The sequence below is a fragment of the Pseudomonas sp. LBUM1651 genome, from assembly GCF_059716135.1.
In genome coordinates this window covers 466,174-482,427 of sequence record NZ_CP166805.1, presented here as the reverse complement: position 1 = coordinate 482,427, position 16,254 = coordinate 466,174, and the positions used below count along the sequence as shown (strand labels likewise).

At 58.3% G+C, this 16,254-nt stretch carries 7 protein-coding genes; 2 read left to right on the top strand and 5 right to left on the bottom strand.

All coding sequences use genetic code 11. The features are described from left to right. Positions 1–3 precede the first annotated feature (3 nt). From ACA066_RS02265 to putP, 5 genes are all read right to left on the bottom strand, one after another. A complete protein-coding gene (locus ACA066_RS02265) occupies positions 4–360 on the bottom strand; it encodes a hypothetical protein (RefSeq protein ID WP_497697957.1) in 357 nt (118 codons plus the stop codon). Beyond that, positions 360–5,141, bottom strand: coding sequence for an RHS repeat-associated core domain-containing protein (locus tag ACA066_RS02260; protein ID WP_497697956.1), 4,782 nt, complete (start codon positions 5,139–5,141; stop codon positions 360–362). Before ACA066_RS02260 ends, ACA066_RS02265 begins: the two co-directional genes overlap by 1 nt. After that, a complete protein-coding gene (locus ACA066_RS02255; protein WP_497697955.1) occupies positions 5,141–5,878 on the bottom strand; it encodes a DUF4123 domain-containing protein in 738 nt (245 codons plus the stop codon). The genes ACA066_RS02260 and ACA066_RS02255 overlap by 1 nt, the downstream gene beginning before the upstream one ends. Further along, positions 5,868–7,781, bottom strand: coding sequence for a type VI secretion system Vgr family protein (locus ACA066_RS02250; RefSeq protein ID WP_497697954.1), 1,914 nt, complete (start codon positions 7,779–7,781; stop codon positions 5,868–5,870). The genes ACA066_RS02255 and ACA066_RS02250 overlap by 11 nt, the downstream gene beginning before the upstream one ends. A gap of 343 nt (positions 7,782–8,124) precedes the next feature. Beyond that, a complete protein-coding gene (gene putP / locus ACA066_RS02245; protein WP_497697953.1) occupies positions 8,125–9,609 on the bottom strand; it encodes a sodium/proline symporter PutP in 1,485 nt (494 codons plus the stop codon). A 465-nt stretch (positions 9,610–10,074) separates the two neighbouring features. Here putP and putA point away from each other — a divergent pair, with 465 nt between their 5' ends. Further along, entirely contained in the window at positions 10,075–14,028 is a 3,954-nt protein-coding gene (putA, locus tag ACA066_RS02240; protein ID WP_497697952.1) for a trifunctional transcriptional regulator/proline dehydrogenase/L-glutamate gamma-semialdehyde dehydrogenase, read from the top strand. 258 nt (positions 14,029–14,286) lie between these two features. Next, entirely contained in the window at positions 14,287–16,089 is a 1,803-nt protein-coding gene (locus ACA066_RS02235) for an acyl-CoA dehydrogenase (RefSeq protein ID WP_497697951.1), read from the top strand. Positions 16,090–16,254: the final 165 nt, after the last annotated feature.

Here is a 16,254-nt window from a genome sequence, read left to right as displayed (position 1 = left end):
AACTCACTCTGCTTCACTTTGAAAGTGGTAAATCTTCAAACGCTCCAACAATACCTGCATAAATCGACGCTGATCTTCAACATCGGTATCAAAGTAGGTATCTACTCTAGTAAACACTTCTTCGAAGTCGTCCCCGGCATCGAGATAATAAGATAACGTGTCGATAAAGATTTGACGTTCATGCGGCTGAAAAACCAGAAAATCGGGCTTCAATAGAATATCGAACAGTTCAGCCAGCTCATTGTCGTCATTTACATCCTTGGAAACTATTATCTCTTCTCTTTCTTCATTCGTTGTATTTTCAATATCAAATACGAAAAGCAAGCTTCTCAAAACAACCATGCTTGGCTTCGGCTTCATTATTTGAACTCTGTGTAAGATGTTATCGCGTCACCATCATCATTAAGTATGACAACAGCCCTATTTTGTTCACCATACTCCAGCCCTTTCCTCTTGTAACCTCCCCCAACCTTTCGCCCAAAATCAATAGGCTCGCGAGAATTCATCAAGCCACTCTGCCTAAATATTAACTTCGCCCTATATATCGCGTTCAATTGATCTCGATGACTAATGAACTGGGTCGCGGCACCAGGTATGACAGGCTGCCCCTTCTTTTTCCCTCTTTTATAGTACTCAATCTCTCCAGTCGTAGGGTTTCTACCCGTGCTCACTCGCTCAAGTTGAGATTGACGGGTAGTTTGGGCACCGTGCTTTTGTAGAAAGTGGGCGTTATCTATCGACTCTTCCATTTCCTTCAATCGCCTGTAAGCGTTCGCTTCACCCAGCTCATCAATGCGTGCACGCCGCTGATCACCCGTCAGCCTCGGAAGCTCTGGCTCGCCCTCCTCAACTTTAGCGCCAGTCGTATCATCCGGCGCCCCACACCCAGGCTTATCCGACTGCGGACAATTCCCGCTCAACCCCAACGGATCAGCCCAGCCCGTCGGGTTCAGCGCGTACCGGTATTGATTCAGCCCACCCGCCAACTTGACCGGGTCCGGCGTCAGGTACCGTCCAACCTCCGGATCATAGTACCGATGACGGTTGTAGTGCAGGCCGCTCTCGGCGTCGAAGTACTGTCCCTGAAACCGCAGCGGTTGTTCGAGTTCCTCTCCCCCGCCAAACGCCAGACGCGTGACTTTTCCGTAGGCGTTGTACTTCGCCGACCAGACGATTTCGCCACCAAAATCCGTCAGTTCCTGCGGTGTACCCAGGTGATCAAGCTGGTAGTAAAACGGGCACGCCTTGCGCGGGCCTTTGCCGTCGAGCATGGCCAATGGGCGAAATGTGCCCGGTTCGTAGACGTAGCTTCGGTAATGCTCGCGGCTGCTTTCGGCGACGAGGTTGTCGCCTTGCCAGAAGAATTCGGTGGTGTGGCCGTCGACGGTTTTGGCGATGCGGCGGCCGAAGGCGTCGTAGCGGTAACTGGTGCGGCGGCCGTCCGGGGACGTGACGCCGACCAATCGGTGCTGGCAGTCGTAGCGGTATTCGGTGACAAGTTTTTGCGCGGTACCGCGGCGTTCGCGGATCAGGTTGCCAAAGGCGTCGTACTCGTAATGCCGGTCGCCTTGCATCAGCAGGCGATTACCTTTAACGGTCGCCAAACCAGGTCGATCCTGCATCATCAGGTTGCCAGCCGGGTCGTGGGCGAAGGTTTCCGGCGGGTCGTCGCGGGTGTGGCGCACGCGAGTCAGGCGGTTGAGCGCGTCGTAGTAATAGCTGCGCTGGCCGTGACGGCTATCAGCGATGGTCGCCAGGTTGCCGTTGACCGCGTAGCTGTAGTGGCGCATGTACAACGGTTGGGTTGACTGGTTGATCGCATGGGCCTGCAACCGGCCCTGTTCGTCGTAGTGGTACTGGCTGGTGAGTTGACCTTGTTGGCGTTGCTGCTCGCGATCGAAGGCGAATTGGTGGGTGGTGAGCCGCGCGCCGTTGAGGTCGATGGCGGCCAGTGCTCCGCCCTTTTCGTGGTGGTAGTCGAGTTTGCTGCCGTCCGGCAGGCGCATGCGGTTGAGCTGGCCGCAGGCGTCGTAGCCATAGCGCAAGGTGCCCCAGCCTTGGTGCTCGGTGATCAAGCGATCCTGTTGGTCGTACTCGAACTCCAGCGGGTGGTCGTGACCGTCATCGACGCTGATCAGTCGGCCGAGGCTGTCGTAGCGGTACTCGACCTTGACGCCATCCGGCAGCGTCTTGACCAGCAAACGCCCTGCCGAGTCTCGTTCATAAGCGGTAACTCGCTGCGAACCGTCATCGCCGAACTCGGTTTTCTCCAGCAAATGGCCGTTGAGGTCGTAGGCATACGCCGTGCGCTGGCCATCGAATCCGCTTTCTTGTCGGATCAAGCCGTTGGGTGTGTAGTCCAGGCGATATTTTTCGCCGGATTCGTTTTCAATTTCCGTGAGCAACAGCTGTGCGTTGTCGTAGCGATACTTCAGCTGCGTGCCGTCGGCATTGATGCGGCGACTGACCAGGTGCAAATCGTCGAGGTATTCGTAGCGCGTGACACGACCCAGTTCGTCGCGTTCGGCAGTGATTTTTCCGTAGGCGTTGTAGCTGAAGGCGCGAGTGGCACCTGTGGGAAGCGTGGTCTGGATCAGTCGTCCGACGGCGTCCCACTCGTAACGGGTTACGGCCCCGTGTTCGTCCTGACCCGTAATCCGCCGCCCCAACGCGTCGTAGGAAAACTGCCGCTGACCACCGTCCGGCAAGGTTTCTTCAACCAGTTGGCCCAAACCGTTCCAGACGAAAACATGGCGACTGGTATCCGGATACCGGATCGACAGCAGACGACCTTTTTCATCGTAGTGATAATGGATGACATGGCTGTCGGGATCGGTCGCCTCGGTGACATTGCCCTGGGCATTGCGCCGATACGTCCAGACGGCTTTGCCGCGGGACTGCGCATGCAGGAAACCGTTGCGATACTCGTAGGAGGTTGGTTCGTCTTCCGGCGGAATCAGCGCGACCAGCCGTCCGACTTCGTCGTAGTGGTATTCGGTGACGGCGCCGTGGGGATCCTGCTCGGCAATCAACCGGCCTTTATCGTCGTACGCCTTGAGGTGTTCTGCGCCATCGAGCCCGACCTTGCGCACCAGCCGCGCCCGATCATCGTGCTGGTAAACCTCTTCGCTGCCGTCAATGTTCCGGACGGTGACGCTGCCCTCGTCATCCCAGACATACCGCGCATCCATCTGCGCAAACGACGCCCAATGTCGGACGCATCGTGCAGCCTTGCCTGACCTTTCCCACTCCCAGAAGAAACTCGCCCCACCGGCCAGTTGCCGCTGCAGGATGACGTGCTGATCGTCGTAGTCGTAACGCTCGCGTTCGCCGACAGCGTTGGTCGCTTCGATCAGTTGACGGCGCTCGTTGTAGCGGTAACTGATCAGTGTCTGTTCCGTGTGCCAACCCTCATCGAGGGTCTCGGACGGAACAAAAACCTGATAATCAACGGCGACCAGATGGCTACGTTCATAACGCAACAGCAAGGCTCGGCCGGCGCCGTTATCGAGGCGCTTGATGCGCTCCTGGCGATCGCGTGTTACACGCAGTCGGTTGTCGTAACCGTCGCTGATCGTCGTCAATCGACCGTTGATGAAGTGATAGAAACGCGTGTCTTCGCCGGCCTGGGCGAGGATCATTTCTTCGGGTTCTTCACCCAGGAAAATCGCCGCGCGCGAGAGGCTGTTGTGGATGGCCGGCCGTTCGATTGTCGGGAGTGGAAAGGTGGTGCGGCGGTTTTCGTGGTCGATCCAGATGATGTTATCGCCATCGATTTCCAACCGGTGCGCGAGGCTGTGACTCCAGCCGAAACCGAGTCCGCAATCGATCTCGACGGCGCTGGTGCGATAGAGGCGGGTGAAGTCGAAGGACAGGACGCCGTCCAGCGAGCCGTCGGTGAGGGTCAACAGTTCTTCGCCGGTGACCATCGACACCGGGCATTTGTTGGTGGCGGTTTTATCGGCGGAATCGGCGGGGTCGCCGTTGGGGTTTTTCGCTTGAACCGGGACGTCTTCGTGGTGTTCGTTTTGCTTGATGGTGGTGTTGCGTTTGGCGTCCCAACGCAATTGCATCTGGCCGTTTTTCAGACCGGCCGCGACACCCCGTGCGGCGACTTTTTTGTAGCGATCGACGTAGGACATGAAGCTGTTGATAAGTGTGAAGATCGCTTTGACGAATCCCTGCACGGCGCTGACGATGCGGGCGCCGTAGCTGGCAAAACGCATACCCAGATAAGCAATACCCGCTCCTGCACCAGCGAAGGTCAGGACAATCCCGATCAGAATGTCGATGAGCAGTTGCACGACTACTGTTGATACAGCTTCGGCAGTTTTGCCGGCAATCTCGCTGGGCGGCAGCATCTCCAACCAGAGGCTGGCAGTGCGCAGCAGCAAACACAGTGCTGCTTCATCACTGGCCAGCAGTTGGACTTTTGCCATCACGTCCGGCGCAGTTTTTGCGAGTTTGGCCAGCTCATCAGCACCGCTACCCAATCGTTCAACGAACTCGCCGGGATCCTGGAGTACGTCCGACAGCAGGCTGATGCTGTCCCACACACCAATGATCGCAGCCCAACTTCCGGCGAGCATCCCGTTACCCGCCGCGGCAAAAACCGACTGCGACCACTGCGGTTTGAATCCTTTCCACTCGTTGCGCAGCCAGTCTTCCAACTGGTTGGTCAGGCCGTCGTAAGAGGAGAAAAGCTCCTCAACTTGCTTCGGGGTAACTTCACTCTGGACATGAACGCGGTAGAACTTGCCGGGCTTACCTTCGAACTCTCCCTTGCCATGTTCATCGAGCGTGACCGTCGTCCTTTCGCCCCCATCAACGGCAATCACATCAACATCGATGTTCCCCAGCGGAATGTCATAAACCGACTCGAACTTGCTCTCTATCTCCAGAATTCCGCTCGCAGGACACTGAGCAACACTGGAGATAAAATCGTCATCACCACTGCTCACCGACTTGGTGGTATTGCCGAGCTTGATCTGCCGTTCCACGCCCATCAGCGAGGGCATGTCCGTCGCCCGGCTGAGCTTGTCGGCAGTACGGTTGAACCAGTTTCCAAGTTGTTCGCGATAGAGCGTCAGGGTGTATTTGAAACCGTCGAGCTCCTGCTCGATTTGTACGATCTGATCCATCAGTCCAGCTCCGTTATCAGGTAATCCACCAAGGCTGATTTCGGTGCTGGCGGCAGGCCCGGCTCTTCCAGAAAGATCGCAACCTTGTGCCGCAAAACGTTTTCGGAAAACGCTTCGAAAAGATCAGGACGGTCCTCGCTCAGCCACTTGAGCAAGTTGTTCACCCGAGTGGTGTTTGACTGTTCAGCGAGATGTTCCAGGAGCGTTTCGGAGACTTCCCACCATGGAAAAATCCTGGAGGTTTTCAGCGCGGCGCCACCGATTTCGAGCGGTTGGCCATTGATCAGGCAACGCCCCATCACGGGCAGCAGTTGAGCGACGTCGACCTCGGCAGACTGCAGAATCGGCAACAAATAACGCCCGTCCCAGAAACGGAAAAACACCGCGCTGCCATTAGGCAAAAGAACTTGGGTGAGGCTGCGCAAATGCTCGACCAGCACGCCTTGGGTCGAAGAAGAAACTGCCAGCCAACCCCAGTCGCAAGACTCGGTCGTGGCCACCCATTCCAGAAACTCACTGCCAGCCGCGACGATTCCGACGTAGGCCATGACCGGTTCCCACTCGGCATAGTCGGTGTCGGCCCAGATCGGACTGGGTGCTTGAGCGGCGAACGATCGCTGCCAGGCCTTTAAGGGTTCTGCGGAGCTTGTATTGCTGAAGATCGCGAACAACTGTTCCGAAGGTTTCAGCGGTTGGCGCTCCAGCCATTCGCGGGGCAACAAGCAATCAGGCGGCACAGACACCCTCCTTGCAGCGCGCACATTCTTCGCAGAACGGCGCATCGCTTTTGAGGCTCAGAATCTGTGCAACGGTGAGTACAGCGAGTTGTCTTTGGCTGCTCGGCGCGCCCATTGCCGGCATCGGTGCACCACCGAGTTCAATAGGAACGCTGCTGAAGATCCCGGCGGGGCCAATGTTGATCCAGTGCCCGCCCGCCTGAAGCGTGACGCTGGCACCGCCGTCGATGACGATTTGCTCGCCGGCGCTTGCATGGAATTGTCCGCTCGCCTTGAGGGTCTGGCTGTTGACGCGGATGTGGCTGTCACCATGAACGTGCAGGTTATCGTTTGCACCAATGACTGCACTGCGCTGGTTGCCGACCTGAACGTGCATGTCTTGCAGCACATGCTGAGTCCAGTTTCGCTGGGCCCGCAGGAAAATTTCCTCGGCGCCTTTGCGATCCTCGATGCGTAATTCGCTGTAACCGCCACCACCGGGACTGCTTTGGCTTCGGAAAATGCTGCGGGTTTTGTCGGCGGGCAGATTCAGTGGTGTCGAGTTGGCGCCATTGGGCACGCAGCCCATGACCATCGGTTTATCGACGTCGGCATCGACGAACCCCACCAGCACTTCCATGCCGACCCGAGGAATCAGTGCGATGCCGTAGCCGTCATGCGCCCAACCCGTGGCCACGCGCAGCCAGCAACTGGAATGTTCGTTGCGCTTCCCGTCACGATCCCAAGCGAGCTGAACCTTGACCCGGCCGTACTCGTCGCAGTGGATCTCGCTGTCACTTGGGCCCGTGACTACAGCCGTTTGATAACCGGCGCAAGAAGGTTTGCCTATCAGCGGTGGGCGAAACGAAACATCCCACGGCGCTGCCAGAAAGGTATTTCGATAGCCTTGGAAGTCTTCCGGGTTGCTTTCGGCCATCTCTTCCAGCACTTGCGGCTGACGGCCATGGTGTTCGATTTGGGTGATCAGCCACAGGTCATTCCATGCCTGACGCGGATGCTCGGCCAGGTGTAGGAAATGCCCGCTGACCAAAGCAGATTCATCGCCCCGCCCTTCAGCCTGACGGTAGTCCGCGCTGTGACGTTCAAGCGCTCGCTGAGCCAGCTCCCCGCCGTATTCGCGATCCGTGAACTGGCCAGGAAAGTGGTAATCCTCAAGGGCCGGCAGCTGCCCGTTGTCGATTCGGCTTTCAAGTTGCAGTCGCGGTTTGTGGAAGTCGTAGTCGCGACGGGTTACCGCCGTGGTGCGGGCTTCCAGTCGTACATTGAAGCGATTGATCGCTGGCGCATCTGCTGCCATTCCGGTGTCAGGCAAGTAAAGCGTCGGTTCGGCGATCAGAGGAAAAACCGTCTGGTCATCACCGAACACCAGCAGATGGCCATCGGGGCTGTGTTGAAAGTGGTAGTGAATGCCGATCTCGGCGCACAAGCGCTGGATGAACGCCAGATCGCTTTCCGCGTATTGCACGCAATACTCGCGATCGGGGTACTCGCTGCCGAGCTGAAACCTGAACGCGTTGCCCTGAATGCCATGATCCTCAAGGATTTGCGCAATAATCGCCGGCACGCTTTTACGCTGGAAGATTCGCTGATTGATGCGCTGGTCAAGGTAGGTCAGACGCGGGACAAGACTGACCTGGTAATGCGTCAGACGCTGGCCGGAATCGCCTTGACCAACCCGAAAAATCTGACCGTGAACACCGCAACCTTGCGCATCAAAACTCAGAAAAGCCTGACGATGCAGAAGGCTTTCAAGCTCGATGTCCGGTCGCTCGCTGACCAGTTCCAGGTCAAAGCGGTAAGGCTGGCTGATGGCTTCCTTGCCGGTGAACTCAAGCACCTTGAGTTCATTCTGGTTGCCGTCGACGGTCAGCGTGAAGCGCGGTTGATTGGCGAGAGCGAACATCCGATGTGTCTCTGCAGAATGAAGGCGGGCGATTCTGCATGAGCGACAAGGGGTGTTGACGAAGGGACAGGAAACTCAGATTTGTCGGGTTTTTTTAGAGATTTTTCCTTCGAAAATCGGAACATCTGACTACAGACATCCCTTTCAGAAACACAACCGACAACTGTAGGAGCGAGCTTGCTCGCGATGGTGTGTCAGTCGAAACCTCTTTGGCTGACACACCATCGCGAGCAAGCTCGCTCCTACAGGGGGATTTCCTAACGCAAAAAAAAAACGGCCCGCCTCCAAAGGAAGCGGGCCGTTTTCATGTTCGGCGAAAGGTCAGAGCCTCAGCTCATCCCGATCACTTGTTCAGGCGGAAATCTGCCTCGGCAGCGGCAAAGCGATGAAGCATGCCGGCAGTCGGGTTGCCCAGTTTGCTGACGATGTAGATCGCCAGGCTGGCGAAGATGAAACCAGGAATGATTTCGTACAGACCCAGCAGCTCGAAGTGTTTCCACACGATCACGGTGATCGCGCCAACCAGAATGCCGGCCAGTGCGCCGTTGCGGGTCATGTCTTTCCAGATCACGGAGATCAGGACGACCGGACCGAACGCCGCACCGAAACCAGCCCAGGCGTAGCTGACCAGACCCAGTACACGGTTTTCCGGGTTGGCGGCCATCGCGATGGCGATCAGGGCAACCAGCAGCACCATGGCGCGACCGACCCAGACCAGTTCAACCTGGGAAGCGGTTTTACGCAGGAAGGTTTTGTAGAAGTCTTCGGTCAGGGCGCTCGAGCACACCAGCAGCTGGCAGCTCAAAGTACTCATCACGGCAGCCAGAATGGCCGACAGCAGTACACCGGCGATCCATGGGTTGAACAGGATTTTGGCCAGTTCGATGAACACGCGCTCGTGGTTTTCGGTCACAGGACCGGCCACATCAGGGTGCGCCGAGAAGTAAGCGATACCGAAGAAACCAACAGCGACGGTGCCGCCCAGGCACAGGATCATCCAGGTCATGGAGATACGGCGAGCGTTGGCGATCGACTTGACCGAATCCGCGGCCATGAAACGCGCGAGGATATGCGGCTGGCCGAAGTAACCCAGGCCCCAGCCCATCAGCGAGATGATGCCGATGAAGGTGGTGTTTTTCAGCATGTCGAAGTTGCTGGCGTCTTGCGCTTCGATGGCCAGGAACGTGGTGTCAACGCCGCCGGTGGCCAGCAGCACGATGATCGGCGTCAGCAACAGGGCGAAGATCATCAGCGTGGCTTGTACGGTGTCAGTCCAGCTCACGGCCAGGAAACCGCCGACGAAGGTGTAGGCAATCGTCGCCGCAGCGCCGGCCCACAGCGCTGTCTCGTAGGACATGCCGAAGGTGCTTTCGAACAGACGGGCGCCAGCCACGATGCCGGAGGCGCAGTAGATGGTGAAGAACACCAGGATCACGACCGCGGAGATGATCCGCAGCAGGCCGCTTTTGTCTTCGAAACGGCTGGAGAAGTAATCCGGCAGAGTCAGCGCATCACCGTTGTGCTCGGTCTGCACGCGCAGACGGCCGGCGACGAACAGCCAGTTCAGGTAAGCACCGACGATCAGGCCGATGGCGATCCAGCTTTCGGACAGACCGGACATGTAGATGGCGCCCGGCAGGCCCATCAACAACCAGCCGCTCATGTCGGAGGCGCCGGCGGACAATGCAGTCACGACGCTGCCCAGGCTGCGACCGCCCAGAATGTAGTCAGAAAGGTTGTTGGTGGAACGATAGGCCATGAAGCCGATCAGCACCATTGCTGCGATGTAGATCACGAACGTGATCAGGGTTGGATTGCTTACGCTCATTAAGTTACGCCCTGGCTTTGTTTTTATGTAGCGGCGGTTTTTTGTTAACCGCTCGCAAACGACGACGTTTGGCAGACGATTGTGAATCCCGCGCATTTAGGACTGATGTTTCCCCAGGAAAGCCATCAGCCGGTGCACCTGTCTTTTTTGACCGGTTGCACCTTGGCCGCGAATGCTATTCAACAAAGCAAATAAGGTGCAACCCATTTCTTGAGAATAAGTTGCACCTAGTCGGATTTACCTGAAAAAAGGTGGTTTTTGCTTCCTTTTAGCGCAGTGAACGACCTTTTCTAGAATTAAAAGCACCAAGCAGGAGCGGTACGTTCGTACCGGAATTTAATTCCTGACGAGCTGCTTATTATTCCGACAAAAAAAGGGTTGCACCCGGTTGCACCTCAAAGATTGCCCAGCTAATCTTGCGGCCAGCTGATGCCACGCGGTCGTGGCAAACATGAGGATAAAAATATGGCTACCACCACCCTTGGGGTCAAACTTGATGACCCGACCCGCGAGCGCCTCAAGGCCGCCGCGACCTCGATTGATCGCACGCCGCACTGGCTGATCAAGCAGGCAATTTTCAATTACCTGGAAAAACTCGAGGGTGGTGCAACCCTGACCGAGCTGAACGGCCTGACCGCCAAAGAAGTAGACGACAGTGGCGAAGTCCATGTTGACCATGCGCACCAGTGCTTCCTCGAATTCGCTGAAAGCATCCTGCCGCAATCGGTGCTGCGCGCTTCGATCACCGCCGCATACCGTCGCCCTGAGCCGGAAGTGGTGCCGATGCTGATCGAACAGGCTCGCCTGCCGGTCGCCATGGCCGAAGCCACCAACAAGCTCGCTGCCTCGATTGCCGAGAAACTGCGCAATCAGAAGAGCGCCGGCGGCCGTGCCGGGATTGTTCAGGGCCTGTTGCAGGAATTTTCCCTGTCGTCCCAGGAAGGCGTAGCGCTGATGTGCCTGGCCGAAGCGCTGCTGCGCATCCCGGACAAAGGCACTCGCGACGCACTGATTCGCGACAAGATCAGCACCGGCAACTGGCAGCCGCACCTGGGCAACAGCCCATCGCTGTTCGTCAATGCCGCCACTTGGGGTCTGCTGCTGACCGGCAAACTGGTCGCCACCCATAATGAAGCGGGCCTGACTTCTTCCTTGAGCCGCATCATCGGCAAGAGCGGCGAGCCGATGATCCGCAAGGGCGTCGACATGGCCATGCGCCTGATGGGCGAGCAGTTCGTCACCGGCGAAACCATCGCCGAAGCCCTGGCCAACGCGAGCAAGTTCGAAGCCAAGGGCTTCCGCTATTCCTACGACATGCTGGGTGAAGCCGCACTCACCGAGCACGACGCCCAGAAGTACCTGGCCTCGTACGAACAAGCCATCCATTCGATCGGCAAAGCGTCCCACGGTCGTGGGATTTATGAAGGCCCGGGCATTTCCATCAAGCTGTCGGCACTCCACCCGCGTTACAGCCGTGCGCAGTACGAGCGCGTGATGGACGAGTTGTACCCGCGCCTGCTGTCGCTGACCTTGCTGGCCAAGCAATACGACATCGGCCTGAACATCGACGCCGAAGAAGCCGACCGCCTCGAGCTGTCGCTGGATCTGCTGGAGCGCCTGTGCTTCGAGCCGCAACTGACCGGCTGGAACGGCATCGGTTTCGTGATCCAGGCCTATCAGAAGCGTTGCCCGTACGTGATCGATTACGTGATCGACCTGGCTCGCCGCAGCCGTCATCGCCTGATGATCCGCCTGGTAAAAGGCGCGTACTGGGACAGCGAAATCAAGCGCGCCCAGGTCGAAGGCCTGGAAGGCTACCCGGTCTACACCCGCAAGGTGTACACCGACGTTTCCTACATCGCTTGCGCGCGCAAACTGCTGTCGGTGCCGGAAGTCATCTATCCGCAGTTCGCCACGCACAACGCCCACACCCTGTCGGCCATTTACCACATCGCCGGTCAGAACTATTACCCCGGTCAGTACGAGTTCCAGTGCCTGCACGGCATGGGTGAACCGCTGTACGAACAGGTTGTAGGCAAAGTTTCCGAAGGCAAGCTGAACCGCCCGTGCCGCGTGTACGCTCCGGTCGGTACTCACGAAACACTGTTGGCGTACCTGGTGCGTCGTCTGCTGGAAAACGGCGCGAACACTTCGTTCGTCAACCGTATCGCCGACCAGTCCATTTCGATTCAGGAGCTGGTGGCCGATCCAGTGGCCAGCATCGAGCAGATGGCGACGCTGGAAGGCGGCTTCGGCCTGCCGCACCCGCGCATTCCGCTGCCGCGCGACCTTTATGGTGCCGAGCGCGCCAACTCCAGCGGTATCGACATGGCCAACGAACATCGTCTGGCTTCCCTGTCCTGCGCCCTGCTGGCCACCGCTCACAACCACTGGAAAGCCGCGCCGATGCTCGGTTGCGTCTCCAGTACTGAAACGCCTGCACCGGTATTGAACCCGTCCGACTTGCGCGACGTCGTTGGCCACGTGCAGGAAGCAACCGTCGAAGACGTCGACAACGCGATCCAGTGCGCCTTGAACGCCGCGCCGATCTGGCAGGCCACTCCGCCCGCCGAACGCGCTGCGATTCTGGAACGTGCCGCCGATTTGATGGAAGGCGAGATCCAGCCGCTGATGGGCCTGCTGGCTCGTGAAGCCGGCAAGACCTTTGCCAACGCCATCGCCGAAGTGCGTGAGGCCGTGGACTTCCTGCGTTACTACGCAGTGCAGGCGCGCAACGATTTCACCAACGACGCCCACCGCCCGTTGGGTCCGGTGGTGTGCATCAGCCCTTGGAACTTCCCGCTGGCCATCTTCAGTGGTCAAGTCGCTGCGGCACTGGCTGCCGGTAACCCGGTACTGGCCAAGCCTGCTGAACAAACCCCGCTGGTCGCCGCTCAAGCCGTGCGCCTGTTGCTCGAAGCCGGAATTCCGGAAGGCGTGCTGCAACTGCTGCCGGGCCGTGGCGAAACCGTGGGTGCTCGTCTGGTCGGTGACGATCGGGTCAAAGGCGTGATGTTCACCGGTTCCACCGAAGTCGCTCGTCTGCTGCAACGCAACATCGCCGGCCGTCTGGATGCACAGGGCCGCCCGATTCCGCTGATTGCCGAAACCGGCGGCCAGAACGCAATGATCGTCGACTCCTCGGCACTGACCGAACAGGTTGTGATCGACGTCGTATCGTCTGCCTTCGACAGCGCCGGTCAACGTTGCTCGGCGCTGCGCGTACTTTGCTTGCAGGAAGATTCCGCTGACCGCGTCATCGAAATGCTCAAGGGCGCCATGGCTGAATGCCGCCTCGGTAACCCGGAGCGTCTGTCCGTAGACATCGGCCCGGTGATCGACGCCGAAGCCAAGGCTGGCATCGAGAAGCACATCCAGGCCATGCGCGACAAAGGTCGCTCCGTGTACCAGGTGGCGATCGCCAACAGCGAAGAAGTCAAACGCGGCACCTTCGTGATGCCGACGCTGATCGAGCTGGAAAGCTTCGATGAGCTGCAACGCGAGATCTTCGGTCCGGTGCTGCACGTGGTTCGCTACAAGCGCAAAGACATCGACCAGTTGATCGGCCAGATCAACGCTTCCGGCTACGGCCTGACGCTGGGTGTGCACACGCGTATCGACGAGACCATCGCCAAGGTGATCGACAACGTCAATGCCGGTAACGTCTACGTGAACCGCAACATCGTTGGCGCCGTGGTTGGCGTGCAACCGTTCGGTGGCGAAGGCTTGTCGGGTACCGGCCCGAAAGCCGGTGGTCCGTTGTACCTGTACCGTCTGTTGTCGACGCGTCCTACCGATGCAATCGAACAATCCTTCGCTCGCGGCGACGCCGTCACTGCACCGGATGTTCGTCTGCGTGACGCCATGAGCAAACCGCTGACCGCGCTGCAAGCCTGGGCCGACAGCAACAAGTTTGCCGACCTGAGCGCCCTGTGCGTGCAGTTCGCGGCGCAATCGCAAAGCGGGATCACCCGTGTTCTGGCGGGCCCGACCGGCGAGCGCAACAGCTACGCCATCCTGCCGCGCGAACATGTGCTGTGCCTGGCGGAAGTCGAAGGCGATCTGCTGACGCAACTGGCGGCGGTATTGGCCGTCGGCGGTTCGGCGGTGTGGCCGGAAGCAGAATTGACCAAGGCACTGTTCGCACGTCTGCCGAAGGAAATTCAGGCGCGCATCAAGCTGGTTTCTGACTGGAACAAAGACGAAGTGGTGTTTGATGCAGTTGTGCATCACGGCCATTCTGATCAGCTGCGTGCGGTTTGCCAGCAAGTGGCCAAGCGTGCCGGTGCGATTGTCGGGGTTCATGGTTTGTCGCAAGGTGAAACCAACATCGCGTTGGAGCGCCTGGTGATCGAGCGAGCGTTGAGCGTTAACACCGCTGCGGCGGGTGGTAATGCCAGCCTGATGACTATCGGTTAAACCGCAACAAAACCGGGCACCTGCGATAGGTGCCCGGCATGCAAAATCCCTGTGGGAGCGAGCCTGCTCGCGATGGCGTCCTTTCAGTCACATCAATGTTGGCTGTACCGACGCAATCGCGAGCAGGCTCGCTCCCACATTTGTTTTGTGGCGTCTGCTAAGTTGGTGCGCTGCTCCACCATCACGCTCGTCAATCATCCTTTCCGCTCGCCCTCCCCACGCCTAGACTCGGTCCATTCCAAAAAAAGGTAAGCCGCCATGTCCGAGACGTTGCTCAGTTCCCGCAATCTGGCTTTCGAGCTGTACGAAGTCCTCGACGCCGAAGGCCTGACCCAGCGTGAGCGTTTCGCCGAGCACAACCGCGAAACCTTCGATGCCGCCATCGGCACCGCCCGCAGCATCGCCGAGAAGTTCTTCGCCCCACACAACCGCAAGGGTGACGAGAACGAGCCGCGCTATGAGGACGGTCAGGCGATTCTGATTCCGGAAGTGAAACCGGCGGTGGATGCCTTCCTCGAAGCCGGATTCCTCAACGCCGCCCGCAGTTTCGACGCCGGCGGCATGCAACTTCCTACGCTGTTGTCCCAGGCATGCTTCGCGCACTTCCAGTCGGCCAACGCGGCATCAACCTCGTACCCGTTCCTGACCATGGGCGCGGCCAACCTGATCGAAAGCTTCGGCACTGAAGAGCAGAAACAACGCTTCCTGCAACCGATGATCGACGGCCGCTTCTTCGGCACCATGGCGCTGACCGAACCGCACGCCGGTTCGTCGCTGTCGGATATTCGTACCCGCGCAGAGCCTGCGTCTGACGGTACTTATCGCCTGAAGGGCAACAAGATTTTCATCTCCGGCGGCGATCACCCGCTGTCGGAAAACATTGTGCACATGGTGCTGGCCAAGTTGCCGGATGCGCCGGCCGGGGTGAAGGGCATTTCGCTGTTTATCGTGCCCAAGTTCCTGGTCAACGATGACGGCAGTCTGGGCAAGCGCAATGACGTGTTGCTGGCCGGTCTGTTCCACAAGATGGGCTGGCGCGGCACCACGTCCACCGCACTGAATTTCGGTGACAACGGCGAGTGCGTCGGCTATCTGGTGGGCAAGCCGCACCACGGTTTGAGCTACATGTTCCAGATGATGAACGAAGCGCGGATCGGCGTCGGCATGGGTGCGGTCATGCTCGGTTACGCCGGTTATCTGTATTCGCTGGAGTACGCCCGCGAGCGTCCACAGGGCCGCGTGCCGGACAGCAAAGACCCGAACACCGCGCCGGTGGCGATCATTCAACATGCTGACGTGAAACGCATGTTGCTGACGCAAAAAGCCTACGTCGAAGGCTCGTTCGACCTTGGCCTGTACGCCGCGCGACTGTTCGATGACACCACGACCCTTGAGACTGAAGCCGAGCGCAAACAGGCGCACGAGCTGCTGGATTTGCTGACGCCAATCGTCAAATCCTGGCCGTCGGAGTTTTGTCTGAAGGCCAACGAACTGGCGATCCAGATTCTCGGTGGACATGGTTACACCCGTGAATACCCGGTCGAGCAGTATTACCGCGACAATCGTTTGAACCCGATCCACGAAGGCACTCACGGTATTCAGTCGCTGGATCTGCTGGGTCGCAAACTGGCGCAGAACGGTGGCGCGGGGCTCAAGCAATTGATCCGCCTGATTGCCAATACTGCCGAGCGCGCTCATGCATACGAATCGCTAACCCCTTTGCGCGACCCCCTGGAGAAACTGGTGGCGCGCTTGCAAACAGTGACCATTGGCCTGCTGACCGATCTAGGCCAAGGCAAGGTCAACAGCAGTCTGGCGAACTCGGCGCTGTACCTGAAAGTGTTCGGGCACACGGTGATTGGCTGGCGCTGGCTGGAACAGGCGATTCGCGCCGAGGAAGGGTTGGCCAAAGGGAATGCGGCGGATGTGAGCTTCTATAAAGGCAAGCTGCAGGCCGCGCGGTATTTCCTGACGTGGGAAGTGCCGGGTTGCCATCATGAACTGGCGATTCTTGAGGCGCGGGATGATGTTTGTCTTGGGATGCAGGATGAGTGGTTTTGATGGCGTTGGTATAAGCCGGCCCACTTATCGGAAAAAACGAACAACTCGCCATATTATCTTTCTCCTCATAGTCTAAAAAACCTTTTAGCTTCAATGTCTTAATATTCAAACAAAAATTTTACACGGCGCTACCTGTCAACTTTGACAGTAGCGCCCTCAGTTTCT